The organism is Streptomyces sp. SP18CS02 (assembly GCF_036322365.1).
GTDB lineage: Bacteria > Actinomycetota > Actinomycetes > Streptomycetales > Streptomycetaceae > Streptomyces.
This window is the reverse complement of sequence record NZ_JAQYXC010000281.1, coordinates 125,937-150,368: the sequence shown is the minus strand read 5'-3', so window position 1 is coordinate 150,368 and position 24,432 is coordinate 125,937. Positions and strand designations below refer to the sequence as shown.

Annotated in this window: 19 protein-coding genes; 4 read left to right on the top strand and 15 right to left on the bottom strand. The window is 73.3% G+C overall.

Annotated elements, in window-relative coordinates:
* Window positions 1-30: 30 nt before the first annotated feature.
* The 3 genes from PUR26_RS15750 to PUR26_RS15740 form a co-directional block, all read right to left on the bottom strand.
* Window positions 31-573 carry an O-acetyl-ADP-ribose deacetylase gene (locus tag PUR26_RS15750; RefSeq protein WP_329872994.1) on the bottom strand — a complete coding sequence of 181 codons (543 nt, stop codon included), beginning with the start codon at window positions 571-573 and terminating at the stop codon, window positions 31-33.
* Window positions 570-1,991 carry a phytoene desaturase family protein gene (locus PUR26_RS15745; RefSeq protein ID WP_329872993.1) on the bottom strand — a complete coding sequence of 474 codons (1,422 nt, stop codon included), beginning with the start codon at window positions 1,989-1,991 and terminating at the stop codon, window positions 570-572. The genes PUR26_RS15750 and PUR26_RS15745 overlap by 4 nt, the downstream gene beginning before the upstream one ends.
* A gap of 315 nt (window positions 1,992-2,306) precedes the next feature.
* Window positions 2,307-3,131, bottom strand: a complete 825-nt coding sequence (locus tag PUR26_RS15740; protein ID WP_329872992.1) for an inositol monophosphatase family protein — start codon at window positions 3,129-3,131, stop codon at window positions 2,307-2,309.
* Between the two features lie 240 nt (window positions 3,132-3,371).
* On the opposite strand from PUR26_RS15740, the gene PUR26_RS15735 reads away from it, so the two are divergent.
* Complete coding sequence (locus tag PUR26_RS15735) at window positions 3,372-4,427, top strand: lipoate--protein ligase family protein (RefSeq protein WP_329872991.1); 1,056 nt, start codon at window positions 3,372-3,374, stop codon at window positions 4,425-4,427.
* 243 nt (window positions 4,428-4,670) lie between these two features.
* On the opposite strand, the gene PUR26_RS15730 is transcribed toward PUR26_RS15735, so the two are convergent.
* Window positions 4,671-6,086, bottom strand: coding sequence for an amidase (locus PUR26_RS15730; protein ID WP_329872990.1), 1,416 nt, complete (start codon window positions 6,084-6,086; stop codon window positions 4,671-4,673).
* An 898-nt stretch (window positions 6,087-6,984) separates the two neighbouring features.
* Between PUR26_RS15730 and PUR26_RS15725 the strand changes: the two genes are divergently transcribed.
* Both PUR26_RS15725 and PUR26_RS15720 read left to right on the top strand, forming a co-directional pair.
* Window positions 6,985-8,175: a cytochrome P450 gene (locus PUR26_RS15725; protein WP_329872989.1), complete on the top strand. Its 1,191-nt coding sequence runs from the start codon at window positions 6,985-6,987 to the stop codon at window positions 8,173-8,175.
* Window positions 8,176-8,498: 323 nt separating this feature from the next.
* Window positions 8,499-10,223 carry a SpoIIE family protein phosphatase gene (locus PUR26_RS15720; protein ID WP_329872988.1) on the top strand — a complete coding sequence of 575 codons (1,725 nt, stop codon included), beginning with the start codon at window positions 8,499-8,501 and terminating at the stop codon, window positions 10,221-10,223.
* A 94-nt stretch (window positions 10,224-10,317) separates the two neighbouring features.
* Here PUR26_RS15720 and PUR26_RS15715 read toward each other — a convergent pair whose 3' ends face one another.
* The 6 genes from PUR26_RS15715 to PUR26_RS15690 all read right to left on the bottom strand — a co-directional run bounded on the left by PUR26_RS15715 (window position 10,318) and on the right by PUR26_RS15690 (window position 17,442).
* Window positions 10,318-11,319, bottom strand: coding sequence for a TIGR03842 family LLM class F420-dependent oxidoreductase (locus tag PUR26_RS15715; RefSeq protein WP_329872987.1), 1,002 nt, complete (start codon window positions 11,317-11,319; stop codon window positions 10,318-10,320).
* A gap of 10 nt (window positions 11,320-11,329) precedes the next feature.
* Window positions 11,330-12,733: a dihydropyrimidinase gene (gene hydA, locus PUR26_RS15710; RefSeq protein WP_329872986.1), complete on the bottom strand. Its 1,404-nt coding sequence runs from the start codon at window positions 12,731-12,733 to the stop codon at window positions 11,330-11,332.
* Between the two features lie 339 nt (window positions 12,734-13,072).
* On the bottom strand, window positions 13,073-14,353 hold the full coding sequence (locus PUR26_RS15705) for an aspartate aminotransferase family protein (protein WP_329872985.1): 1,281 nt from the start codon (window positions 14,351-14,353) through the stop codon (window positions 13,073-13,075).
* On the bottom strand, window positions 14,350-15,192 hold the full coding sequence (locus PUR26_RS15700) for a nitrilase-related carbon-nitrogen hydrolase (protein WP_329872984.1): 843 nt from the start codon (window positions 15,190-15,192) through the stop codon (window positions 14,350-14,352). The genes PUR26_RS15705 and PUR26_RS15700 overlap by 4 nt, the downstream gene beginning before the upstream one ends.
* Window positions 15,193-15,362: 170 nt before the next feature.
* Window positions 15,363-16,982, bottom strand: coding sequence for a hypothetical protein (locus PUR26_RS15695; protein ID WP_329872983.1), 1,620 nt, complete (start codon window positions 16,980-16,982; stop codon window positions 15,363-15,365).
* Window positions 16,983-17,070: 88 nt separating this feature from the next.
* The gene (locus tag PUR26_RS15690; protein ID WP_443077084.1) at window positions 17,071-17,442 is read right to left on the bottom strand and encodes a PPOX class F420-dependent oxidoreductase; all 372 of its coding nucleotides are present in this window, start codon (window positions 17,440-17,442) and stop codon (window positions 17,071-17,073) included.
* 266 nt (window positions 17,443-17,708) lie between these two features.
* Here PUR26_RS15690 and PUR26_RS15685 point away from each other — a divergent pair, with 266 nt between their 5' ends.
* Window positions 17,709-18,125, top strand: a complete 417-nt coding sequence (locus PUR26_RS15685) for a hypothetical protein (protein ID WP_329872981.1) — start codon at window positions 17,709-17,711, stop codon at window positions 18,123-18,125.
* Between the two features lie 175 nt (window positions 18,126-18,300).
* Here PUR26_RS15685 and PUR26_RS15680 read toward each other — a convergent pair whose 3' ends face one another.
* The 5 genes from PUR26_RS15680 to ggt all read right to left on the bottom strand — a co-directional run bounded on the left by PUR26_RS15680 (window position 18,301) and on the right by ggt (window position 24,386).
* Window positions 18,301-18,552: a helix-turn-helix domain-containing protein gene (locus PUR26_RS15680; protein ID WP_329872980.1), complete on the bottom strand. Its 252-nt coding sequence runs from the start codon at window positions 18,550-18,552 to the stop codon at window positions 18,301-18,303.
* A 301-nt stretch (window positions 18,553-18,853) separates the two neighbouring features.
* Complete coding sequence (locus PUR26_RS15675; protein WP_329872979.1) at window positions 18,854-19,633, bottom strand: hypothetical protein; 780 nt, start codon at window positions 19,631-19,633, stop codon at window positions 18,854-18,856.
* Entirely contained in the window at window positions 19,633-20,913 is a 1,281-nt protein-coding gene (locus PUR26_RS15670; RefSeq protein WP_329872978.1) for a VWA domain-containing protein, read from the bottom strand. Before PUR26_RS15670 ends, PUR26_RS15675 begins: the two co-directional genes overlap by 1 nt.
* 140 nt (window positions 20,914-21,053) lie before the next feature.
* The gene (locus PUR26_RS15665) at window positions 21,054-22,244 is read right to left on the bottom strand and encodes an aminotransferase-like domain-containing protein (protein WP_329872977.1); all 1,191 of its coding nucleotides are present in this window, start codon (window positions 22,242-22,244) and stop codon (window positions 21,054-21,056) included.
* A gap of 336 nt (window positions 22,245-22,580) precedes the next feature.
* Window positions 22,581-24,386 carry a gamma-glutamyltransferase gene (gene ggt / locus PUR26_RS15660; RefSeq protein ID WP_329872976.1) on the bottom strand — a complete coding sequence of 602 codons (1,806 nt, stop codon included), beginning with the start codon at window positions 24,384-24,386 and terminating at the stop codon, window positions 22,581-22,583.
* Window positions 24,387-24,432 lie beyond the last annotated feature (46 nt).

Genomic DNA, 24,432 nt, shown 5'->3' with positions numbered 1-24,432 from the left:
ACGACGGCTGCGGCTGGCGGGAATCCGACATCAGCCTCCCGCTGCCAGGGCCGTTTCGAATCGCCGGTACGCGTCTTCGTCGAAGAGGACGAAGCGCACATCGGTGAGGGTCGTCAGGGCCGCCCCGCGGACCGTGCGCACGGCGATGCGCGCGCCGTCGTCCATGGGCCAGCCGTAGACGCCTGTCGAGATGGCGGGGAACGCCACGGAGGTGGCTCCCAGCTCCTGGGCGACCCGCAGGGACTCCCGGTAGCAGGAGGAGAGGAGGGCGGAGCGGTCCTCGTCGGCGCTGTGAACCGGTCCCACGGTGTGGATCACCCAGCGGGCGTCGAGCCGGCCCGCGGTGGTGGCGACCGCCTGTCCGGTGGGCAGGCCGCGGCCGTACCGGGAGGCGCGCAGCGCGCGGCACTCCGCCAGGATCGCGCCTCCGCCCTTGCGGTGGATGGCGCCGTCGACTCCCCCGCCGCCGAGCAGGGAGGAGTTGGCGGCGTTGACGATGGCGTCGACGTGCTGCGCGGTGATGTCTCCTCGGACCAGGGTGAGGGTGGTGCCACCCGCGGAGGGACCGGTCATGACGGCTCCTTGCGCAGGTGGCGCCAGACGGCCTTGGCGGCGTTGTGCCCCGACATGCCGTGCACTCCGGGCCCGGGAGGGGTCGCGGAGGAGCAGAGGAACACCGCGGGGTGGGGTGTGTGGTACGGAAAGAGCGTCAGCCGCGGGCGCAGGAGCAGCTGGAGGCCGCTGGCGGCGCCGCAGGCGATGTCGCCGCCGACGTAGTTGGCGTTGCGCTCGGCGAGCCGGGGCGGGCCCGCGGTGGCGCGGGCGAGGACGAGGTCCCGGAAGCCCGGGGCGAAGCGCTCGATCTGTCGTTCGATCGCGTCGGTGAGATCGCCCTCCCAGCCGTTCGGCACATGGCCGTAGGCCCAGAAGACGTGCTTGCCCTCGGGGGCGCGGGACGGGTCGACGAGGCTGGGCTGCGCGGTGATGAGGAAGGGCGTCGCGGGTGCCGTACCGCTCGACGCCTGTCGCAGTGCGACGTCGATCTCCCCGAGGCTCGGGCCGACTTGGACGGTGCCGGCGCGGCGGGCCTCCCGCGCGGTCCAGGGGACGGGGCCGTCCAGCGCGTAGTCGATCTTGAAGACGGAGGCGCCGTAACGGTAGTGGTCGTAGGCCCGGCCGAGGCCCGCGATCCGGGCCAGGGCTGTCGGGGAGGTGTCGAAGACGTACGCGCGGGCGGGCGGCAGGTCGTCCAGGCGCTTGACCTCGAAGGAGGTGTGGACGCTCCCCCCGAGGTCCCGGACGTACGCGCTGAGGGCGTCCGAGATCGACTGGGAGCCGCCGCGCGGCAGCGGCCAGCCGCCGGCGTGGGCGGCCAGCGCGAAGACCAGTCCCACCGCGCCGGTCGCCAGACCGTTGAGAGGGGCGATCACATGGGCCACCAGGCCCGCGAACAGGGAGCGGGCCCGGTCGTCGCGGAACCGGCGCATCAGCCAGGTGAACGGCGGCAGTCCGTCGAGGCCGAACCGGGCGAGCGTGAGGGGATCGCGCGGAAGGGCGGTGAGGGGCAGCGACATGAAGTCGCGGACGAGCGTGTCCCACTTGCCGGTGTACGGCTCGACGAGCCGGCGGTACGCGCCCGCGTCCCTCGGCCCGAACGACGCGGCGGTCTCCGACACGGAACGGGAGAGAACGGCGGCGGTGCCGTCGTCGAACGGGTGGGCCATCGGCAGATCGGCGTGCAGCCACTCCAGGCCGTACCGGGCGAGGGGCATGGCCTTGAAGGCGGGCGATCCGATGCCGAGGGGGTGGACGGCCGAGCACGGGTCGTGGCGGAAGCCGGGGAGGGTGAGCTCCTCGGTCCTGGCACCTCCGCCGACGGTCTCGCGGGCCTCGAACACGGCGACGGAGAACCCGCGACGGGCAAGCTCGGCGGCGGCGGTCAGTCCGTTGGGGCCCGCCCCCACCACGACGGCATCGAGCATCGACGGCACCTTCGGACTCCTTCGTCAGCCGATGGCCAGGGTCATCAAGGATAGGGGGGCGGGGCTACGGGATGTGGCCCGGGGGCGCCGGATCGACCCGTGAGCCGGGCATTTCCCGTATCCCCGGCCTTCCCGGTTCGTCATCTTCCCGGTTCGTCGTCTTCCCGGTTCGCGGTCTTCCCGGTTCGCGGTCTTCCCCGTCTTTCCGGTTCGCGGTGTTGCCCCCGTCTCCCCGGCCGGCGGTCCTCCGGGCTGCCGCCGCTCCCCCGCTCCCCGCGCGCGGCCCGAGGGGACGGCCGGAGGGAGCGGCGAGGGCAGGGCCCCCTACCGGGCCCGGAGCAGGGTGCGTATGCGGGCGGCCGTCGCCGCGTCACGGGCGGCCGTGAACGGCAGGGCGTTGCCCCCGGTGACACGGAAGGGCGAGCCGGCGAGGGTGGTGTGGGCGCCGCCGGCCTCGGTGACCAGCAGGAGGCCTGCCGCGTGGTCCCAGGCGTACTCCCAGGAGAAGGCGACCGCGTCCAGCTCGCCCCGGGCGACCGCCAGGTACTCCAGACCCGCCGAGCCGCACGGGCGGGCCTGGACGCCCTCGGTGTCGAGGCCCAGCAGGGCCCGCTTCTGGTCCGGGGTCGTGTAGTCGGGGTGGGACGTCGCGACCCTCAGCGCCTCGCCCGGCCGGGGCGAACCCGCCCGTATCGGTGCGCCGTTGAGCCGGGCGCCCTTGCCCCGGACCGCGACGGCCATCTCCTCCCGCGCGGGGGCGAACGTCCAGGACGCCAGCACCTCGCCGCGCAGGGCGAGTGCGACGAGCGTGCAGAAGCCGGGGTCGCCGTGCGCGAAGTGCCAGGTCCCGTCGACGGGGTCGACGATCCACACCGGCGCCTCGCCGTGCAGCGCGTCGTACACCGCCGGGTCCGCGTGCACCGCCTCCTCGCCGACCACCACCGAGCCCGGCAGCAGCGCCGTGAGCGAGGCGGTGAGATGGGCCTCGGCGGCCCGGTCGGCGACCGTCACCAGATCGTGCGGGCCGGTCTTCTCGACGATCTCGTGGGTGGCCAGCTGCCGCCAGCGCGGCATGACCTCGACGGCGGCCGCCTTGCGCACCGCCTCCTCGACCTCGGACAGGGAACCGTCAAGAAAGTCATCGATCATGTGTCCAGCCAATCACAGTCCACTGACATCGTCGGGCGCCCTCAGCCTCCCCCCGCGTCACCCCGCGTTCCCCGGAGGTTTGCGTCGTGGGCGGGAGCGTCGGTGGCCGATGCGCTCCGACGCCCCGCCCTGACGCCCCGTCCCCGGCTGGGGGCCTTGATCCAGGCATAGGCTGACAAGACGGCCCGTCCGGTCGGAAACCGGCGGGTCAGAAGAGCGGCAGAAGACGGAGAAGCCATCGTGCACGGTGAGTACAAGGTTCCCGGCGGCAAGCTGGTCGTGGTCGATCTGGACATGGAGGACGGCGTCCTGCGGCGCGTGCGGGTCGCGGGGGACTTCTTCCTGGAGCCCGACGAGGCACTGCACGCCATCAACCAGGCGCTGGAGGGGGCACCGGCCGACACGGGGGCGTCCGGGCTCGCGGCCAGGATCGACGCGGCGCTGCCGCCGGGGACCGAGATGTACGGGCTGACCACGGAGGGCATCGGGGTCGCCGTGCGGCGCGCCCTGGCACACGCCACCGACTGGACCGACTACGACTGGCAGCTCGTGCACGACGAACCGCAGTCGCCCGAACTGCACATGGCGCTCGACGAGGTGCTGACCGCCGAGGTGGCGGCCGGGCGGCGCCCGCCGACGCTGCGGGTGTGGGAGTGGGGCGCCCCGGCCGTGGTGATCGGCAGCTTCCAGTCCTTGAGCAACGAGGTCGACCAGGAGGCCGCACAGCGGCACGGCATCACCGTCGTACGCCGCATCAGCGGGGGCGGCGCGATGTTCATCGAGCCGGGCAACACCATCACCTACTCGCTCTCCGTGCCCGACGCACTGGTGCAGGGCCTCTCCTTCACGGACAGCTACGCCTATCTGGACGACTGGGTGCTCGGGGCGCTCGGCGACATGGGCGTCAAGGCCTGGTACCAGCCGCTCAACGACATCGCCACCGAGGCGGGCAAGATCGCGGGGGCGGCGCAGAAGCGCGTGGTGGGCGGGGACGGCGCCGTGCTGCACCACGTGACCATGGCGTACGACATCGACGCCGAGAAGATGACCGAGGTGCTGCGGATCGGCCGCGAGAAGCTCTCCGACAAGGGGACCAGAAGCGCGAAGAAGCGGGTGGATCCGCTGCGCCGGCAGACCGGACTGCCGCGCGCGACGGTCATCGAGCGGATGATCGGCTCGTTCCGCGAGCGGTACGGGCTGTCCGGGGGCGCGGTGTCGGAGGGGGAGATGGCTCGCGCGCGTGAGCTGGCGCGGACGAAGTTCGGCTCGCCGCAGTGGACGGCCCGGGTGCCGTAGGGGGTGTCCGGAAGGCATCGGCGTCCGCCCGGAGGGCGGGGGCTGCGGCGTCCGGTGCGTGCGATCGCACGGCGGAGGAGGGAGCGACGCGGTGGGGGTACCCCCGCGACCGGAGGGCCATGGGGGACGTCGGCGACCGGCGACAACGCGGCGAGGCACGGTGCCAGGCGTCGTGGTCAAGGCGAGACTTCCCGGACACGGCCTCGTAGCCCCGCCGGGCGCGTGTGCGGCCCCTGCCCTGTCTCAGCCGGTCGCGACGGGGGCGCTGCCCGGGCGGCGTTCGTACCACTTCCGGTCGTCCTCCAGCTGGGCGGCCAGCGAGATGAGCAGCTCCTCGCCCCCTTCCGGGCCCAGGAGCTGGGCGCCGACCGGGAGGCCGCCGGCGGTGAGTCCCGCGGGGACGTTCACGGCGGGCCAGCCCAGGACGTTCCAGGGCCAGGCGTACGGGCAGGCCGCCGCCATGGTGACGTCGGTGCGCCAGGCGGGCATGTCGTCGAACGTGCCGATGCGGGGCGGCGGCGCCGCCGTGGTGGGCGCGAGGACGACGTCGTACGTCTCGAAGAGGGCGCCGATCCTGCGGTGCTGGTGGGCTTCGCGGGCCCGGGCCGCGCGCAGGGCACGGCCGCCGAGGCGGTGGCCGGTGCGGGCGGCGCCACGGGTGCGCGGGTCCAGCACGCGGGGGTCGGGGTGCCGGTCGGCGTAGGCGGCGATGCCGGCGGTGGCCCGGGGCAGGAAGCTCAGCCCGATGAGGCCGTAGCGGGGCCTGGCCTCCTCGACGGTGTGGCCGAGGCGGGCGAGGGCGTCCGCGATGCCGGTGACGGCCTTGCGGATGTCGGGGTCCAGCGGATTGCTGGTGGCGGTGAAGGCGGAACGCCAGGCCAGTGCGACGCGCAGACGGCCGGGTTCGCGGCGGGCGGCGGCGGAGGCGTCGATGGCGGGCGGGTGGTAGCGCTCCCCGGGGTGCGCTCCGGTGACCGCGTCGAGCAGCAGGGCGGCGTCGGCGACGGTACGGGCCAGGGGGCCGTTGACGGTGAGGCCCTCGAAGCAGTCGTTGTACGGGTGGAGGGAGACCCGGCCCCGCTGGGGCTTGATGCCGACGAGGTGGGTCCAGGCCGCGGGGATGCGGATGGACCCGGCCCCGTCGGAGCCGAGGGCCGCGGGCACCAGCCCGGCGGCGACGGCGACGGCCGATCCACCGGACGAGCCGCCCGGTGTGTGGTCGGTGTTCCACGGGTTGCGGGTGGCGCCGAAGGCCGGGCCCTCGGTGAAGGGCCACTGTCCCAGCTCGCAGGAGTTGGTCTTGCCGACGACGATCGCGCCGGCCGCGCGCAGTCTGCGGACCGCCTCGCCGTCGGCCGTGGCGGGCGGGAGATCGCCGTCGCAGCCGAAGGCGGTGGGCAGTCCGGCCACGTCGGTGTCGTCCTTGACCGCCACGGGTACGCCGAGGAGCGGCAGTCGCTCCCCCGCGGCGAGTCTGCGATCGGCGTCCTCCGCCTCTTCGAGTGCCGCCTCGGCGCGTACGCACCGAAAGGCGTTCAGGGTCGTCCGGCTGGCCTCGATCCGGTCGAGCGACTCCCGGACCAGGGCCGCCGAGGACACCTGGCCTTCGGCCAACGACCTTGCCCGGTCGGCGAGTCCGGGCATCGTGTCACTGCACATGGCGGCTCCCCGTCGCTTCGGGTTCACGCTTCGAACGGAGCGTACTGGAGAGTAGGGAACGTGTCAGCCGGTTCGCCCCGCCATGGCCGGCGGGTGGGGGCGGCGGGTGGCACCGACGGCCGGTGGCAACGTCAGCCCGCCCGTGCAGCCGTCGCCGGTTCTCGGCGCGACGGGGCCGCCAGGTGATGCCGCGTCACCATCCGATCGGCGCTCGGGTGCGACGCCGCGGCCCAGGGGAGCCACTGACCGAGGGCCTCCCTCTTGTTCGGGTCCGTCGCCGTGGTGATCGTCGGCCTCGTCACTTCCGACGACCCGCGCCCGGCTGCGCCGGGTCAGGCCGGCCGGCGTCCCGCTCCTGACGGCAGCGACGGCCGTGATCGCCTCCTGCCTCACCGTCGAGCGCGCGTCACCTGGCCGACCGACGTCACTTGCCGGCGGCTGCCGGCCGGGGCGCGCCCAAGGGGACGGCAGCTGCCCCGAACGGCGAAGCCCGGCAGGTCACGGCCGCTTCCTGCGCGGTCGGAGGTGGTGGAACACTCCAGGACCGGTGCAAGGGCCCCTCTTCCGCCTCGCCCCTCTTCCGCCTTTCCGTCGATGCCCCGACCGATCGCGAGGCCCGTCGGTCGAGCCGTCCGGCGATGCCGCGAGAGCCCATCGGCGGGCACGGCCGCGCTTCACCGGCGCCCCACATGGCGTCGGTCAGCCTCCCGGCTTGTCGGACGGCATTGCCTTCGCTTCTCTTCATTGCAACGATCCATTGCTTTCGACCTCACCGTCATTGCATCAATTTACCGGCATCTACCTGGGAAAACCACATTCCACTCTTTGACGATATCGTGAATGCAACGTAGCTTTCGGGTTGCGTAAAACGCGCACCATCGCGAGATGAGGAATGGCCATGAGCGAGTCCCTCCACACCGTCACGACGCTGCCGGCCACGCGTCGTCCCGGGTGCCCCTTCGACCCGCCGGCGGAGCTGATCGACGCCCGCCGGCACGGCCCCATCAGCCGCTACACCCACCCCGGCGGGCGGCCCGGCTGGCTGATCACGGGATACGACCTGGTCAGGTCGGTGCTGGCCGACTCACGATTCAGCTCCCGCAAGGAGCTGCTCGACGTGGTCGACTTCGAGCTCCCTCCGGCGCCGCCCGGCGAGTTCCTGCTCATGGACGAGCCACAGCACGGGCGATACCGGAAGCCGCTGGTGGGGAGGTTCACCGTGCGCCGGATGCGGCTGCTCACCGAGCGCGTCGAGCAGATCACCGCCGAGTGCCTGGACGCCATGGAAGAGGCGGGGCCGTCGGCGGACCTGGTGACCGCGTTCGCCAAGCCCATCCCGACCATCGTCATCTGTGAGCTGCTGGGGGTGCCGTACGAGGACCGGGGCTCCTTCCAGGAGCAGATCGACGCGTTCATGGGCGGGGAGACAAGCGACGAGGAGCTGATCGCGGCCTACACCGCGACCCAGGACTACCTGGCGGGACTGGTGGCCGCCAAGCGCGCGCACCCCACCGACGACGTCCTCAGCGAACTCACCGGCAGCGACCTGACCGACGAGGAGCTCAAGGGGATCAGCCTGATCCTGCTGGCGGCCGGGCTCGACACCACGGCGAACATGCTGGCGCTGGGAACCTTCGCGCTGCTGCAGCACCCGGAGCAACTGGCCGCCCTGCGCGCCGAACCCGATCTCACCGATCGGGCCGTGGAGGAACTGCTGCGGTATCTCACCGTCGCCAAGTCGTTCATGAGGACGGCGCTGGTGGACGTCGAGGTCGGTGGCCGGCTCATCGAGGCCGGGACGACGGTCGTCCTGTCGTACAACACCGCCGACCGGGACCCCGAGCGTTTCACCGACCCCCACGTACTCGACCTCCGGAGGCAGGAGGGCGGGCACCTCGCCTTCGGCCACGGCATCCACCAGTGCCTGGGCCAGCAGCTGGCCCGTGTGGAGATGCGGGTCGCGTTCCCGGCACTGTTCAAGCGCTTCCCGACGCTGCGCCTTGCCGTACCGGCCGAGGAAGTCGCCCTGCGCCCGGAGACCGCGGACATCCACGGGGTGAAGAGCCTCCCGGTCACCTGGGACGTGTGACCGGAAGCCGGTGACGCGCCCCGGACCGTCGGCGGAGAAACCCCCGCCGCCGCGGGCCGGGCCGGCGTCACCTCCACGACGGCGGCCGTCCGGAAACGCTCGACCAGGTCTGCGTCGTAAGGAGGGCTCCCGGCGGGCGGACGACCCGGACCGTACAAGCCCGGCCGTCACCACCGCCGCACCCCTGGTCCCGGCACCGTCTCCCCGGTCGCGGGCGACAGCGGCTCCCCGGAGAACGCGACACCTCCCCGTGCACAGGTGGGTGGCATGTCATGGGCCCGACCGGGGTAGTCGGCAGTTCTGCACCTGAGCCGAGGAGGGACATGGCGGTCGCCGATGCCGGCACGGAGGATGCCCCCGTGACCGGGGGCCGGGCGTCCAGCTCCTCGCTCGACACCGTGCTGGAGGACATGGGAGCGCCTGCCGTCGTCGTCGACGACGACGGCCTCGTCGTCGCGGTGAACGAGGCGGCCCGGCGCATGCTGGGCAGAGAGTCCAAGGAACTCGTCGGGCACGATTCCCACGACCTGCTGCACCGCGACAGCCACGGGCATGCCATGCCCCGTACGCGCTGCCGGATGCGGAAGGCACTCCTCACCGGGAACGCCGCGCACGGTGACGCGGAATGGTTCGTCCGCGGGGACGGCACACTTGTCGAGTCGTCCTGGCTGGTCACGCCGTACTCGCTCGGACCGGGCGCGACGGGCGCGCTCGTGTTGCTGTACGGAGCGCGGCAGGGGGCACCTCGTCAGGGCGACGAGGAGAACTCCGCACCCATGCCGGAGCTGGACCGCCTGGCCCTGCTGGCGGAGACGACCACCCGGCTGACCTCCACCCTGGACGTGGACCAGGCACTGCACCGGCTGGCGGCCCTGACCGTGCCCAGGCTGGCGGACTGGGCGGTCGTCGATCTGCTCACCGAACAGGACGAGGTGCGACGCGCCCTGGTGGTGGAGCACAGGGACGGACTACTGGTCCAGCGCGATGACCTGCAGGGCCCCATGCCTCCTGTGCCGGAGGAGTCCCCGATGCCCCTGTCGCGTGCTCTGCGCGGCGCCGCCACCTCCCTGGCGGGCCCCGCCACCTACCAGGGCCCGCCCGATTCGGGCATCGCGGTCGAGCAGCGTCGTCTGTTCGCCGAGACGGGCATGCACTCCGCCGCCATCGCGCCCATCCGGGGCCTGCGCGACGTGCTCGGGGCCCTGACCCTGGGCCGCTCCCGGCGCCACGAGGCCTTCACCGCCGCCGATCTGCCGCTGCTGGAGGACCTCACCCGCCGGGCGGGCCTGGCGCTGGACAACGCACGCCTGTACCAGCGCCAGCGCAGAGTCGCCGAAACCATGCAGCGCCACCTGCTGCCCCAACTCCCCACCGTGCCCGGGGTGGTCATGACGGCGCGCTACGTGCCCGCTCCGGACGCCTCCTCCGTCGGCGGCGACTGGTACGACGCCTTCGCTCTGGGGGACAGCGCCCACGCCCTGGTCATCGGTGACGTCGTAGGGCACGACCTCGACGCCGCAGCCGGCATGGCGCAGGTGCGCAACATGCTGCGTGCCTTGGCGTGGTCCCGCCCGGAGGCCGCCCCCAGCACCACCACCACCCGGCTCGACGAGGCCATCAGGAACATAGCCGAGGTCCCGATGGCGACCATGGTCCTCGGCCGGCTGCTCCTCGGCGACGACGGGCTGTGGCGACTGCGCTGGACGAACGCCGGGCACCCTCCGCCGCTGCTGGTCAGCCACGACGGCCAGGCCAGCTACCTCAGCGACGCCCACGGCATCCTGCTCGGCACCGGAGTCACCGGACCGCGCCCCGACGCCGTCACCGTCCTGCCGCCCCGGGCCACGCTTCTGCTCTACACCGACGGCCTGGTCGAGTCGCCCCACCACTCCATCGACCATGGACTGGACCGGCTGCGCCGGCACGCGGCCTCCCTGGCCCACCGCCCGCTGGACTCCTTCTGCGACGCCCTGCTGGAGCAGGTCCGCCCCAGCGACAACGACGACGACGTCGCCATGCTGGCGCTGCGCACACCCGCTCCCGCATAGGCCGTCGGCCACCGTCGTCGCTCCGCAAACCGCCCGGCCGTGCGCCCCGGGCGGTGCTCGTACGGCGTGCGGTGTACGGCGTGCGGCGAGGAGGCTAGGCGTTGACCGCCGGGATGATCTCGGAGCCGTACGCGTCGATCGTGGCCTCCTTCGCGTCGTGCATGTCGTACACCGCGAACTGGTCGACGCCCAGCTCCCGCAGTGCCCTCAGTTTCTCGATGTGCGCGGCGGGCGGGCCCAGCAGGCAGAACCGGTCGACGATCTCGTCGGGGACGAAGGCGGTGTCGGGGTTGTCGGCGCGGCCGTGGTGGCTGTAGTCGTAACCGTGCCGGTCCTTGATGTACGCGGTCAGGGCCTCGGGAACCATGTCGGAGTGTTCGCCGTAGCGGCCGACCAGGTCGGCGACGTGGTTGCCGACCATCCCGCCGAACCAGCGGCACTGATCACGGGCGTGCGCGAGGTCGTCCCCCACGTAGGCGGGCGCGGCGACGCAGATCGTCACGGAGGACGGGTCACGCCCGGCCTCCTCGGCCGCCTTGCGCACCGCCTTGATCATCCACTCGGTGAGGAACGGGTCGGCGAGCTGAAGGATGAACCCGTCGGCCTTCCGCCCCGCCAGGGCGAGCGCCTTGGGCCCGTACGCGGCCATCCAGACGGGCAGCTTCCCGCCCTTCACCCAGGGCAGGCGGATCGGGTTGTCGTCGATGACGGCCTCGCGGCCCTCCGCCAGGTCGCGGATGACGTCGATGGCCTCACCGAGCCGCGCCAGAGTGTTGGGCTTGCGGCCCGCGACGCGCATGGCGGAGTCGCCCCGGCCGATGCCGCACACGGTCCGGTTGCCGTACATGTCGTTGAGCGTGGCGAAGGTGGAGGCGGTGACCTCCCAGGTCCTGGTCCCCGGGTTGGTGACCATGGGGCCCACCGTGAGCTTGCTGGTGTGTTCGAGGATCCGGCTGTAGATGACGAAGGGCTCCTGCCAGAGCACGGCGGAGTCGAAGGTCCAGCCGTAGCGGAAGCCGTTGCGCTCCGCGCGCTTCATCAGACCGACGACCGACGAGGCCGGCGGATCGGTCTGCAGGACGAGTCCGAAGTCCATGCGGAACTCCTCAGATCAGGTACTGGCAGGTGGAACGCGGGGTGTAGACGCCGTGCCCGGCCCGCCCCGTGTAGGTCCGGCGGTCGATGACGACCTCCCCGCGGGACAGCACGGTCTCCACCTGTCCGGTGACGGTCCGGCCCTCGTATGCGGAGTAGTCGACGTTCATGTGGTGGGTCTCGGCGGACAGGGTCTGGACCGCGTGCGGGTCGTAGACGACGACGTCGGCGTCGGCGCCGGGTGCGAGGGTGCCCTTCTTCGGGTAGAGGCCGAACATCCGGGCCGGGGTCGCGCAGGCGATCTCGATCCAGCGGCGGCGGCTGATGTGTCCGTCGAGCACCGCCTGGTGGAGCAGGTCCATGCGGTTCTCCACACCCGGCAGGCCATTGGGGATCTTGGAGAAGTCACCCCGGCCGAGCTCCTTCTGCCCCACGAAGCAGAAGGGGCAGTGATCGGTGGAGACCACTTGCAGATCGTTGGTACGCAGACCCCGCCAGAGTGCCGCCTGGTGCTCGCGCGGCCTGAGCGGCGTACTGCACACGTACTTGGCCCCTTCGAAGTCCGGCTCGGCGAGGTTGTCCGTGGACAGGAAGAGGTACTGCGGGCAGGTTTCGCCGAAGACGTTGAGGCCCGCACGGCGGGCGGTGGCGAGCTCGGCGACGGCCTCCTCGGCGGAGACGTGCACGACGTACAGCGGCGCCCCCGCGACCCGCGCGAGCTGGATGGCACGGTGCGTCGCCTCCGCTTCCAGCAGTGCCTTGCGGACCTCACCGTGGTACCGCGGATCGGTCTCGCCGCGCGCCAGGGCCTGCTCGACGAGGACGTCGATCGCGATGCCGTTCTCGGCGTGCATCATGATCAGTCCGCCGTTCGCCGAGGACCGCTGCATGGCGCGCAGGATCTGGCCGTCGTCGCTGTAGAAGACGCCGGGGTAGGCCATGAAGAGCTTGAAGGAGGTGACCCCCTCCTCGATCAGCAGGTCCATCTCCTTGAGCGAGGACTCGTTGACGTCGGAGAGGATCATGTGGAACGCGTAGTCGATGGAGCACCGGCCGTCGGCCTTGGCGTGCCAGGCGTCGAGGCCCTCGCGCAGCGTGTGACCGACCGACTGGACGGCGAAGTCGACGATGGTGGTGGTGCCGCCCCAGGCGGCTGCCCGGGTGCCGCTCTCGAAGTCGTCGGACGCGAAGGTCCCGCCGAAGGGCAGTTCCATGTGGGTGTGCGCGTCGACACCGCCCGGGACGACGTACTTGCCGGTCGCGTCGATCGTCCGGTCGGCGGTCCAGCCTTCGGCGACGGACGTGCCGTGCGCGGCGAGGGCGACGACCCGGCCGTCCTCGATCAGCACGTCGGCGTGGTTCTCGTCGGCGGCGGTGACGACCAGTCCGCCGCGGATCAGGGTTCGGGTGCTCATGGGTTGGGCCCCTTGCGGTAGTGGGCTGGTAGGGGGCGTGCCTCGTGGAGCGGGTCCGGTCGGGTCGGTGGGCGGGGTCCGGCCCGGTGCGCGGCCGCGGATGAAGGGCGGGACGGGTACCCCCGTGCCCGCGGGGCTACCGGCGGCCGGGGGATCGACGACGCGGCGGGCCAGGGGCCGACGTCCCCGCGGACGGGCCCATCGCCCTCCGGCCGGGGGTCCGCCGGGCGTGCCCGGCGGGCCCTCGGGGCCCCGCACCGAGGGGACCTGCCCCAGGCCACGCCTCGGGGCGCCGGCCGGGCCCCGTGCCCCATGCCCTTCCGACGCCTGACCGGGCCGTCAGACGGAGCGCAGGGCCTGTTCCAGGAGGGCTGCGCCCTCTTCGGCCTCGGCCACCGTCAGCGACAGCGGCGGGGCGACGCGCAGGGCGCTGGTGTCGTGGCCGCCGCCCTTGCCGATGAGCAGTCCGGCTTCGCGGGCCGCCTCCAGGACGGCGGCGGCCGCCTGCGGATCGGCCTCGTCGGTGCCGGGCTTCACCAGTTCGATGCCGATCATCAGACCGCGGCCGCGCACCTCGCGTACCAGCGGGCTGGCCGCCCCGATGGCGCGCAGCCGCTGGATGAGCAGACCGCCCACGCGCCGGGCGTTGCCCTGGAGGTCGTGCTCCAGGAGGTACGAGAGGTTGGCGAGACCCGCCGCCATGGTGACCGGCGAGCCACCGAACGTGGAGATCGAGTTTGCCGTCAGCGAGTTCATGATCCCGGCGCGGGCCACGACACCGCCGATGGACATGCCGTTGCCGATGCCCTTGGCGAAGGTCAGTACGTCCGGCGGGCCGCTGCCCGCGTGTGCCTGCCACCCCCAGAAGTGCTCACCCGTACGGCCCCAGCCGGTCTGCACCTCGTCGCTGATCCACAGGATGCCGTGCCGGTCGAGCACCTCCCGGAACGCGGCGTACAGCCCGTCGGGCGGGGAGGTGAAGCCGCCGACTCCCTGGATGGGTTCGGCGATCAGTGCGGCGACGTCGGCGGTGTGGCCGAGCAGGTCCTCCAGGTCGGCGACGCACGCCCGGACGAACTCGGTGTCCGAGAGGTGGGCGAAGGGACCCCGCGACCGGACGCCGCCGTGCACGTACAGCGTCTGGAGCGGGGAGAGGCCGGTGGGGGTCCAGGCCCGGTTGCCGGTGATCGACACGGTGGAGAACGACCGGCCGTGGTAGCTGTTGCGCATCGCGAGGATCTGGTTCGACCGCCGGTGCGCGGTGGCCAGCAGCAGGGCGGTGTCGTTCGCCTCCGTGCCCGAGGTGGTGAAGAAGACCCGGGCGTCCGGGATGCCGGAGAGGTGGGCGACCCGCTCGGCGAGCTCGATCATCGGGCGGTTGAGGTAGAGCGTCGAGGAGTGGATGATCCGCCCGGCCTGCTCGCTGACGGCCTTGGTGACCTCGGGCAGCGCGTGTGCGGTCATGGTGGTGAGGATGCCGCCGAAGAAGTCCAGATAGCGCTTGCCCCCGGCGTCCCAGACGTGGCGGCCCTCGCCGTGGGTGATCTCGATCGGGTTCCGGTAGTAGAGCGAGACCCAGTCCGGGATGACCGCCCTGTGCCGGTCGTGAAGGCTGTTCACGGCTTCACCAGCCCCTCGTACGCGTCGGGCCTGCGGTCCCGGTAGAACGCCCACTGCTGCCGCACCTCGTCGATCAGGTCGAGGTCGAGGTCCCGGACGACCAGTTCCTCCTCCTTGTCGGAGGCCCGCTCACCGACGAACTGGCCGCGAGGGTCGACGAAGTAGCTCGTGCCGTAGAAGTCGTTGTCGCCGTACTCCTCCTGCCCGACGCGGTTGATGGCGGCGACGAAGTACTCGTTGGCGACGGCCGCGGCCGGCTGTTCCAGCTGCCACAGGTGGGAGGAGAGGCCCCGGTGGGTGGCGGAGGGGTTGTAGACCAGCTGCGCGCCGCCCAGGCCGAGTTGGCGCCACCCCTCGGGGAAGTGGCGGTCGTAGCAGATGTAGACGCCGATCCTGCCGGCGGAGGTGTCGAAGACGGGCCAGCCGAGGTTGCCGGGCCTGAAGTAGTACTTCTCCCAGAATCCCTTGACCTGCGGGATGTGGTGCTTGCGGTACTTGCCGAGGTACGAGCCGTCGGCGTCGATCACGGCGGCGGTGTTGTAGTAGAAGCCGGCGCCCTCGACCTCGAAGACCGGTACGACGATCACCATTCCGGTCTCCCGGGCCAGGTCCCGCATGCGGCGGACCGTCGGGCCGTCGGGGACCGGCTCGGCCCAGCGGTAGTGCTCGGGCTCCTGGACCTGGCAGAAGTACGGTGCGTTGAACACCTCTTGGAAACCGATGACCTTGGCGCCCTGGCGGGCCGCCTCCCGGGCATGCTCCTCATGCTTGGCGATCATTGATTCGGTGTCGCCGGTCCAGGTCGCCTGGACGAGTGCGGCGCGCACGATGTGGGACATGAGCTGCTCCTTCGGCACGGCGTCAGAGAGCCTCTACGCACGTAGATTCAGTACGTAGGAGGAGAACGTAAGCCTCGTCACATCCCTGAGCAAGACCGCCGCCATCAACCACCAGAGTCGATCATGTTTCATACCCGACTGGTCGACACCGGTCGGAATGCGTCACCGAATCAGCCACCCAGTAACCCGGCGACCCGCAGGGCGTGCACGAGGTTCCGCTCGTGCGACGGTGACAGCGCCCGGGCGGCCTCGACCAGGGGCGGGACCAGCCGGTGGGGGGCGTGGGCGGCGAGCCGGGCGGCCTCCTCGGCGGTACGGCTGCGCACGAACGCCTCGATCAGCGCACGGGCGTTCCGGTCGTCCGTGTCGAGCGCGAGCACCGCTGCGGCGGTCTCCTCGGTGGGCCTGGCCACGCCCTGGCGCAGCAGCCCGTGGGCGTCCTGCTCCCGGCCGCCCCGGGCGAGCGCGTCCGCCAGGGCGGCGAGCCGCTCGGGAGGCAGCGAGGCGGCCTCCCACAGGAGGGTGGCCCAGTCGGCGCCGAGGCCCTGGCGGTGGAGCTCCAGGGCGAGCGGGGGCAGCCACGACGGCGGCCACCGGGCGGCCTCGCACAGCAGCGCGTGCGCTTCGCCGCCGCGGCCCGCGGTACGCAGTCCCAGCAGCGCCGTCACGGCATCCCGCGCGGCCCTTCGGGCGTCGTCCGCGTCGAACGGGTCCGGCGGTTCCGGTTCCGCCCGGGGCGCGGGGCGCTCGCCGCCCCCGAAACGGGCGCCCCGGGGGCCGGCCGCGGTGACGGGCAGCTCGGGCAGGGCGGAGGCGGCATGAGGGCCCCCGTCCGGCCGGGTCCCGTGCTCCTCCGCGCCACCGGCCGCGCCGGTCACCTCCCTCCCGTACCCCGGCGTCGCCTCCGCCCCGCCGGTGTCATCGGCGTCGTCATCCACGTCGAGCCAGGCGTACCGCGCCCCCCGGGGCCGCCTGCGTCCCGCCGCCGAGGCCCTGCCGCGTCGGGCCCGGCCGAAGACGCCCCTGGCCGGGGCGCCGGCTCCGGCTCCGAGGGACCCACTGCCCCGGGGCCGGGGCCCGGCGGGGGCGGGGCGGGGCTCCGGGGCGTGCGCCGGAGGGGTGACCGCGGCGTCGGGGCCGAGGGGGCCGGCCGGCACGGAACGTGCCGGCCCGGTCGGGGACTCCCCGGGCGTCGGCGCCGAAGGCACGGGCGCGGTCGGGGACATCGCGGGCCCCGCGGGCGGGGGCGGCCGGAACCAGTCGTCCGGCAAGGCAGGACCCTCCGGTGCCAGGGCCGCCAGCCGGGCTTGCAGCTCAGCGATCCGGGCCGTCGCCCGGGCGTGGTCGTCGCGCAGCCAGGCCAGGTCGGCGGCGAGTTGCCGCGCCTCCGGCGAGTCCTCCGCCATGCCGCGCAACAGGCCGATCAGCCGTTCGCCCCGCTCGTGGGCCCGGGCCTGCTCGTGTGTCATCAGCTCCAGCCGGTCCCGCAGCGCCTCACGGCCGCCCGCGCGCCGGTCGTGCGCGGCGGCGGCCGCGCTGTGCAGCCGCCGGGCGCGCGCCTCCTCGGCGGGCGCGCCCCGCGGGGACCCCAGGGCGACGTGGTCCTGGAGCAGCGCCTCCACGACGTCCCACGGCGGGATCTCCGCCCCCTCCAGGCAGGCCCGCAGGCCGCCGGGGTCGCGCCGGCGGAAGACCCCGTACCACCCGCCGTCCTGATCGAGCGGAGCCACCAGTTCCCGCAGGTGACTCGCGAACAGCCCCATTGCGGACGGGTGTTGCTGCACCGCCATGTACGCCCCTGCCCCACGGTCGACTGGAACCCGGCCCGCAGGCATTCGACCGCAACCGTGTTACGGCACGGCTACAGGAGCTTTTCCTTCAGAACTCCACGGCGATCGCGACATGCGGCCGCTTGCCCCGCCGCACCAGCGTCGCGGGCAGGTCGACCAGCCAGAACTGCCAGGTGTACTTGCGGGAGAGCAGCTTGCGCACGCCCTTCAGGTCGTCGAGCAGCCGCGCCGTGCCCGGTGTCCTCGGTGTGCCCTCGGCGACCCGGCCGCGCACGTCACAGACGGCGACCACGACACGGCTGTCGCGGCGGAGCCGCTTGACCTTCCAGGAGTCGGCGCGCGTCCAGACGAACAGTTCGTCGCCGTCGACCGCGAACCAGACCGGTGTGGCGACCGCCGTGCCGTCCTTGCGGAACGTGGTCAGACTGACGTACCGGGCGCGTCGAAGCTCTTCGCTCATCACGCTCACGACCGTACGCCCCCGCTTCCCGCCCGCGCTCCGGCGCCCTGCCCTCCGGGGCCCTGCCCTCCGGCCGCCGGACCGTCCGGGTCCCCGGGGGCCGGCATGCCGGTGGGCCGGTGGGCCGGTGGACCGGTGGACCGGGCGAGGGGCGCCGGTGACGTCCTGGCCCTTGTCCACCTCACGACATCCGGGTGGCTCGACCCGTCGTGCCGGGTAGTCCTACCCAGCCCCTGTGGCCCCCGCGTACGGACGGAGTACCGCCCATGGCCCCCTGCCACATCCCCCCGGACCACGACCCGGACGTGATCAAAGCCGTCTACGCCGTCGGCCGTGAACTCGGCGTCTCCGGCAAGGTGATGCTCGCCGCCTTCGAGGCGGGCTGGGTGGAGTCCCATATGAACAACCTGGACTGCGGCGACCAGGACTCGCTCGGGGTCTTCCAGCAGCGCCCGAGCCAGGGCTGGGGCAGGCCGGAGCAGATCATGCGGGTGCCGTACGCCGCCAAGCGGTTCTTCACCCGGGCCGTCCGCGTCGAGCAGCGGTCACCGGACCTTTCGCCGGGGCGTACGGCCCAGGCAGTGCAGCGTTCGTCCTTTCCCGACCGCTACGACGAGGCGGAGGCCAAGGCGCGCGCGCTGCTGGCGGAGGCGGAGGAGTCGGCCCGCGACGAGGCGGCCTGAGCCGGCGGGAGAACAGCGGGTGCGGCAGCGGTGCGACGCCGATGGCCCGCCCGGACGGAGCGCGGCGACCGACGGCAAAGCGGCGTGGGGGCACCTCCCGTGCCCGAAGGGCTACGGGGGAGGGCGTGCGGGGCGTCGCGGTCAGGGCGGGACCTTCCGGACACGGCGTGGATGTCTAGACGGGCGTCAAGGCGCAGTGGACGGCCAGGTCGTCCATGGACAGCTCCAGCACGCCCGCCAGTGCGGCGACGGTGAAGAAGGCCGGAGTGGGGGCGCGGCCCGTCTCGATCTTGCGCAGCGTCTCGGCGGAGATCCCGGCGACGGCCGCGATCTCGACCATGCTGCGCGCACCGCGAGCCTCCCGGAGCAACCGGCCCAGGCGTTCGCCGCGTTCACGCTCTTCGGGGGTGAGAGGGGTACGGACCATTCCGTCATTCTAATACCTCGCGCACGCGCCGCGCCGGAGCCGCCCGAGCACACCGGACCGGTATGTCGCCTGCCCCGGGAGGAGCAGGACCGACGCCTTCCTGGACACCCGCGCCGGTGTGCCCGCCGACGCCCGGGTCGCGGCGCGGGCGCGGGAGCCCGTGCCGGACAGGCCGCCGTCCGGTGTCGCGCTGCGCGCCCCGGACCGGGACCGGTGCGGGGGGCCGGGGCGCGGGGAGCCTAGGGCCAGGGGGGCCGCGTACGCCGGTCGGCGTCCGCGGCCCCGCCCGCGTGCGGCGTGGTCAGCTGCCGCCCGGCACACCCGCGGGACGCCCGTTGCCGCGCGTCAGCGAGTAACCCCAGATGCCCGCCAGCGCCGCCAGGGCGGCACCGCCCGCGGTCCACAGCCAGCGTGTGGACCACCAGCCGGAGGACCAGCCGTCCTCGGGCTCGACCGTGGCCGACGAGCCCTGCGTCAACGGCGTGGACAGGCGGCCGTCCACGGCCGCCGCGGCGCCCGCGTCGGCGGTGCTGACGTCCAGCGACGCCTCGAAGGGCAGACCCACATCGGTGGCGGCCAGGCGGACCGCCGTGAGGCGCACGTAGTACGCGCCGGGCAGCGGATCGCCGGACCACGGCTCCGCCCAGGCGCGGACCGTGCGCAGGTGGCAGGTCAGCTCGACCGAGGCGGCGCCCGACGCCGTGGCGGTCTGGCTGCCGAATCGGCATGCCTGGCGCCGGCGCAGTCCGTCGTACACGTCCACCTGCCAGGTGGACGCCGCCCGGACGGTGGCCGACTCGGGCAGTTTCACGGACGCCCGGACGGTGGGGCGCTGAGCGGCGTCGGCGGGGAACTGCCAGTACAGGTAGTCACCGGTCGACGCCTGCGCCGTGGCGCGCTGCCCCGGGCGCACGGCGGTGGCCGTCCGGAACGACGTGCCCGCCTCGGTCGGCGCCGCCTCCTCGCCCTTCGAGGGGGCCGGGCCGGGCGAGGCGGTCTCCGCCACCGACACCCCGGGAAGCCCCATGAGCGCGGTCCCGGCGAGCAGGACGGCTGCGGTCAGGGTCCGTACGGTACGCATCAGTTGGTCCTCCACACGGAGACGCGCCAGCGCGAGAGCCAGCCCCACAGCAGTCCGGCCGCGAAACCGGCGAGCACGAGCACGACCAGCAGCCACCAGCCGCGTCCGAGCCCGAAGAAGGCGGCGTCACCCGCCTCGTCGGGTCCGTCCACGACGGCGATGCTGAGCTCGACGGGCAGGCCCGGCGTGGTCTTGACCGAGGCGGGCGCGGAGAAGGAGTTGCTGACCCGCAGACAGACCGTCTCGGCCGCGGGCTTGTCCGAGTCCGCGTCCGCGTCGTCGGACTCGGGCTTCGGATAGCGCAGCCCGGTCGAGATGACGTCCGTGCGTCCGTCCCCCGCGGCCTCGCCGCGGACGATCTCCCGGCCGGGGAGGGTCGAGGCGCGCAGCAGCACGCCGTAGTCGGGGTTGACGGCGCGGTCGGCGGCGATGCTCACCGAGGCGCGCAGCTCCTGGCCGGGCAGGACGTCCACCCGGTACCAGCGGTGTTCGGCGAACGCCTCCCGGTCGGTGTAGAGGCCGGGCTCCAGCAGGGGCGCCTTCTCGCAGCGGTCGGCGCCCTGGGTCGCGACCGGCGTGAGGGTGGGCTCGGCCGCGCGGTCGACCAGTTGGCCGACCCGGTCGGAGAGTTCGTCGGTGTGCTGCACCGAGGTGTAGGTGCCGCCCGTGGCCTCGGCGATGCAGATCAGCTGGGCGCGGGTCTTGGCGTCGGGCACGAGCCCGAGGGTGTCGATGGTGAGGTGGATGCCCTTGGCGGCGATCTCGCGGGCCACCTCGCACGGGTCGAGCGGGGCGCAGGTGTCCTCGCCGTCGGTGATGAGGACGATGCGACGGGTGGCGTCGCCGCCTTCCAGGTCGTCGGCGGCGCCGAGCAGCGCGGGGCCGATGGGCGTCCAGCCGGTCGGGGTGAGGGTGGCCACCGCCGTCTTCGCCTCGGTCCGGTCCAACGGGCCGACCGGGTAGAGCTGCTTGGTGTCCTTGCAGCCCTCCTTGCGGTCCTTGCCCGGGTAGTTGGCGCCGAGGGTGCGGATACCGAGGTTCACCTCGGCCGGGACCGCGTCCAGCACCTCGTTGAACGCCTGCTTGGCCGCGGCCATGCGGGACTGGCCGTCGATGTCGCGGGCCCGCATGGAGCCGCTGACGTCGAGGACCAGTTCGACCTTGGGGGTCTGCTTCTCGGCCGGTTCGGCGTCGGCCCGGGCGACCGCGGGGAACAGCCCGCCCGTCAGGGTGACCAGCAGGCCGCACAGGGCGGCCGCCAGTCGTTTACTTGTGATCATCGGCGGATCATATTGATCGCGGAGAGTCGGCCCCAACTCTCCGGTGGTCCCGGCTGTCCGGTGGTCCCGTTCTCCGGTGGCCCCGCTCTGTGTTCCTCCCGCGCCCGTGCTCCGGCCGGATCGGGGCGCGGATCCGCGCGTCAGGCCCGGGCGAACACTCCGGCCAGCCGCCGCAGACCCTCCTGGATCTCCGTCGGCGAGTGCGTGGTGAACGAGAGCCGCAGGGCTCCCGGGTCGGGCTTGCCCGCGAAGAACGGCGCACCGGGGACGTAGGCGACGTCGTTCCCGACGGCGAGGTGCAGCAGTTCCGTGGCGTCTTGGCCCTCGGGGAGCCGCGCCCAGACGAACATGCCGCCCTCGGGGCGGTTCCAGCGGCTCGCGGCGGGCAGCGCGTCGCCGAGGCCCCCGAGGAGGGCGTCGCGGCGTTCCCGGTACGCGCCGCGGATGACGGCGACGTGCGCGTCGAGGTCGCGGTCGCGCAAGTACCGGGCGGCGGCGGCCTGGTCGACGGTGGAGGTGTGGAGGTCGGCGGACTGCTTGGAGATCACGCAGGCCCGGCGGAGAGCGGCCGGGGCCCGCAGGTATCCGAGGCGCAGCCCGGGGGCCATGATCTTGGAGAAGGAGCCGAGCAGCACGGTGCGGTCCGCCGCGGCGGGTATGGAGGCGATCCACGGCACGGGCTCGCCGTCGTAGCGGAGTTCGCCGTACGGGTCGTCCTCGACGATCCAGAAACCGTGACGCTCGGCGGCCTGGGCGACCGCGCGCCGGCGCGCGAGGGGCAGCGTGCGGCCGGTGGGGTTCTGGAAGGTCGGCACCAGGTAGAGGAGCTTCGGCCGCTCGCGCACCACGATCTCCTCCAGCGCCTCGGGGTCCAGCCCCTGTTCGTCGGTCGGCACCGGCACCACGCGCGCCCCGGCGAACCCGAAGCACTGGAGGGCGGCCAGGTAGCAGGGGTCCTCGACCAGCACCACGTCACCGGGCTCGAGCAAGGCGATGGCGAGCAGGGTCAGCGCCTGCTGCGAGCCCGTCGTGACGATCAGGTCGTCGGCACCGGTCGGCAGCCCCCGCACGGTCATCCGCTCGGCCACCGCCGCGCGCAGGTCCGGGTCGCCCTCGGTCGTCGAGTACTGGAGGACCCGGTCCGGGGCGTCGGCCAGAACACCGGCGTAGGCGGCCCGTATGCCCTCGCTGTCGAACAGCTCCGGGGCGGGCAGGCCGCCCGCGAAGGAGATCACCTCGGGGCGGGCGGTCAGGGCGAGGATGTCGCGTACGGGCGAGGAACCGACCGTGGTGGCACGGGCGGCGGTCGCGGGAAGCTCGGCTCGGGTCATGGCCGCAGCTTACGAATATTCGTTGCGGTGTCCACATAGTCGGTCACGGTACGAGCGGGACCCGTCGGACGCGGTGGGCTCCGGGCCCGACGCCCGAGCGTCGGCGGGCCCGTCCCCCTCGGCGCGACCGGGTGTCCGGACAGCGGTGCGGCCCGCCCGGAAGGGGCGGGCCGTCCGGCGGGGCTGCCGCGGACGGCCGGGCCGGGTACGAAGGCCGGGCCGGGCTCACGAGCCGGTCCGCGAGGCACCGGAGCCGGGTCCGGAAGCCCCGTCGGGATCGGCACCGGCCGGGCCGGCGCCGGTTCGGCTCCCCCGGTTCGGCCCGGCGGACGCGGCCTACGGCCTGCCCGCCGGCCGGACGACCATCGCCGAGCCGCCGCCGCGGCGCGTCTTCTCCGCGGCGGCCAGCCAGCGGCCGTCCGGCAGGCGCTGGATGCCTGTCGCCGCGCCGATCTCCGGATTCAGGCGGAACGCGTGGCCGAGGGCCTCCAGCCGGGCGCGCGACGGGCTGTCGTAGAGAGCGGGCTCCAGCTCCGTCGTCGGCTGGTTGCGCTGGCTCGCGCGCGGCGCCGCGATCGCCTCGACCAGGGGCAGGTCGCGGTCGAGCACATTGGTCAGGGTCTGGAGGACCGTGGTGATGATCGTCGCGCCGCCCGGGGAGCCCAGCGCCAGCACCGGCCTGGCGTGGTCGTCCAGGACGATCGTCGGGGACATCGACGAACGCGGGCGCTTGCCCGGGCCGGGCAGGTTCGGGTCGTGGACGGCCGGGTCGGCCGGGGCGAAGGAGAAGTCGGTCAGCTCGTTGTTGAGCAGGAAGCCGCGCCCGGGCACGGTGATGCCGCTGCCGCCCGTCGACTCGATCGTCAGCGTGTACGCGACGACGTTGCCCCACTTGTCGGAGGCCGTCAGGTGGGTGGTGTTCTCGCCCTCGTACGTCGTGGGGGCGGCCGTGCCGCCGGGTGCGCACGGGCGCGGGTCGCTCGGGTCGCCGGGGGCGAGGGGGCTGGTCAGTACGGAGTCGTCCTTGATGAGGCAGGCGCGCGAGTCGGCGAAGCGCTGCGACAGCAGCCCCCGCACCGGGACGTCCTCGAAGGCCGGGTCCCCGACCCACCGGCCCCGGTCGGCGAACGCGATGCGGCTCGCCTCGATGTAGCGGTGCAGATACGCCTCCGGCGAGGCGGCGGACAGGTCCGAGCCCTCCAGGATGTTCAGCGCCTCGCCCACGGTGGTCCCGCCGGACGAGGAGGGGGCCATGCCGTAGACGTCGAGCCCCCGGTACGAGATCTTCGTCGGCCGCTGCCGCTCCGTCCTGTACCCCGCCAGGTCACGCACCGTCAGGTCCCCGGGCCGCACAATACGGGTGGCGCCCTCGCGGACCGGCGGGTCCTGCACGGTCCGCACGATGTCGCGCGCCAGCCCGCCCCGGTAGAGGGCCTGCGTTCCCTGCCGCCCCAGCTTCTCGTACGTACGCGCCAGGTCCGGGTTCTTGAAGGCCGATCCGACCACGGGCAGCTGCCCGCCGGGCAGGAAGAGCTCCGCCGTGGCGGGGAAGTCGCGGAACCGCGCCTCGTTCGCCTGAGTCTGGGCGCGGAAGGTGGCGTCCACGGTGAAGCCGTCCCTGGCGAGCCGCTCGGCGGGTTCGAGCAGCCGGCGGAGGGACTTGGTGCCCCACGCGTCGAGTGCCGCCTCCCAGGTGGCGGGCGTCCCAGGGGTTCCGACGCCGAGCCCGCTGGTCATGGCCTCCGCGAAGGGGATGGGCCGGCCGTTCTCCAGGAACAGTGAGGCGTCCGCCGACCTGGGCGCGGTCTCGCGTCCGTCGATGGTGTGCACCTCGCGGGTTCCGGCGTCGTAGTAGACGAAGTAGCCGCCCCCGCCGATGCCGGCCGAGTACGGCTCGGTGACCCCGAGGGCGGCCGCGGTCGCCACCGCCGCGTCCACGGCGTTCCCACCGGCCCGCAGCACCGAGATCCCGGCCGCGGAGGCGTCCGCGTCCACGCTCGCGACCGCTCCCCCGTAGCCGACCGCCACCGGCACCTTCACCGGTGCGGTGCTCCCGGTCGTCGGCGGCGCCGCCGCGCCCACCGAGAGCACCGTCGCGGCGACCGCGGCGAGCGAGACGTTCCGTACAGTGGACCGACGCATCCGTACCTCCAGTCAACGACCGTCCGCGCAGCGTAACTTCGCGCGG

Excerpts from the sequence above, each read along its gene's own strand:
- PUR26_RS15680 (WP_329872980.1), bottom strand. The coding sequence starts at position 18,552 with ATGGTCCGTACCCCTCTCACCCCCGAAGAGCGTGAACGCGGCGAACGC.
- PUR26_RS15675 (WP_329872979.1), bottom strand. The coding sequence starts at position 19,633 with ATGCGTACCGTACGGACCCTGACCGCAGCCGTCCTGCTCGCCGGGACC.
- PUR26_RS15720 (WP_329872988.1), top strand. The coding sequence starts at position 8,499 with ATGGCGGTCGCCGATGCCGGCACGGAGGATGCCCCCGTGACCGGGGGC.
- PUR26_RS15700 (WP_329872984.1), bottom strand. The coding sequence starts at position 15,192 with ATGTCCCACATCGTGCGCGCCGCACTCGTCCAGGCGACCTGGACCGGC.
- ggt (WP_329872976.1), bottom strand. The coding sequence starts at position 24,386 with ATGCGTCGGTCCACTGTACGGAACGTCTCGCTCGCCGCGGTCGCCGCG.
- PUR26_RS15690 (WP_443077084.1), bottom strand. The coding sequence starts at position 17,442 with ATGAGCGAAGAGCTTCGACGCGCCCGGTACGTCAGTCTGACCACGTTC.
- PUR26_RS15685 (WP_329872981.1), top strand. The coding sequence starts at position 17,709 with ATGGCCCCCTGCCACATCCCCCCGGACCACGACCCGGACGTGATCAAA.
- PUR26_RS15725 (WP_329872989.1), top strand. The coding sequence starts at position 6,985 with ATGAGCGAGTCCCTCCACACCGTCACGACGCTGCCGGCCACGCGTCGT.
- PUR26_RS15715 (WP_329872987.1), bottom strand. The coding sequence starts at position 11,319 with ATGGACTTCGGACTCGTCCTGCAGACCGATCCGCCGGCCTCGTCGGTC.
- hydA (WP_329872986.1), bottom strand. The coding sequence starts at position 12,733 with ATGAGCACCCGAACCCTGATCCGCGGCGGACTGGTCGTCACCGCCGCC.
- PUR26_RS15670 (WP_329872978.1), bottom strand. The coding sequence starts at position 20,913 with ATGATCACAAGTAAACGACTGGCGGCCGCCCTGTGCGGCCTGCTGGTC.
- PUR26_RS15665 (WP_329872977.1), bottom strand. The coding sequence starts at position 22,244 with ATGACCCGAGCCGAGCTTCCCGCGACCGCCGCCCGTGCCACCACGGTC.
- PUR26_RS15740 (WP_329872992.1), bottom strand. The coding sequence starts at position 3,131 with ATGATCGATGACTTTCTTGACGGTTCCCTGTCCGAGGTCGAGGAGGCG.
- PUR26_RS15695 (WP_329872983.1), bottom strand. The coding sequence starts at position 16,982 with ATGGCGGTGCAGCAACACCCGTCCGCAATGGGGCTGTTCGCGAGTCAC.
- PUR26_RS15750 (WP_329872994.1), bottom strand. The coding sequence starts at position 573 with ATGACCGGTCCCTCCGCGGGTGGCACCACCCTCACCCTGGTCCGAGGA.
- PUR26_RS15730 (WP_329872990.1), bottom strand. The coding sequence starts at position 6,086 with ATGTGCAGTGACACGATGCCCGGACTCGCCGACCGGGCAAGGTCGTTG.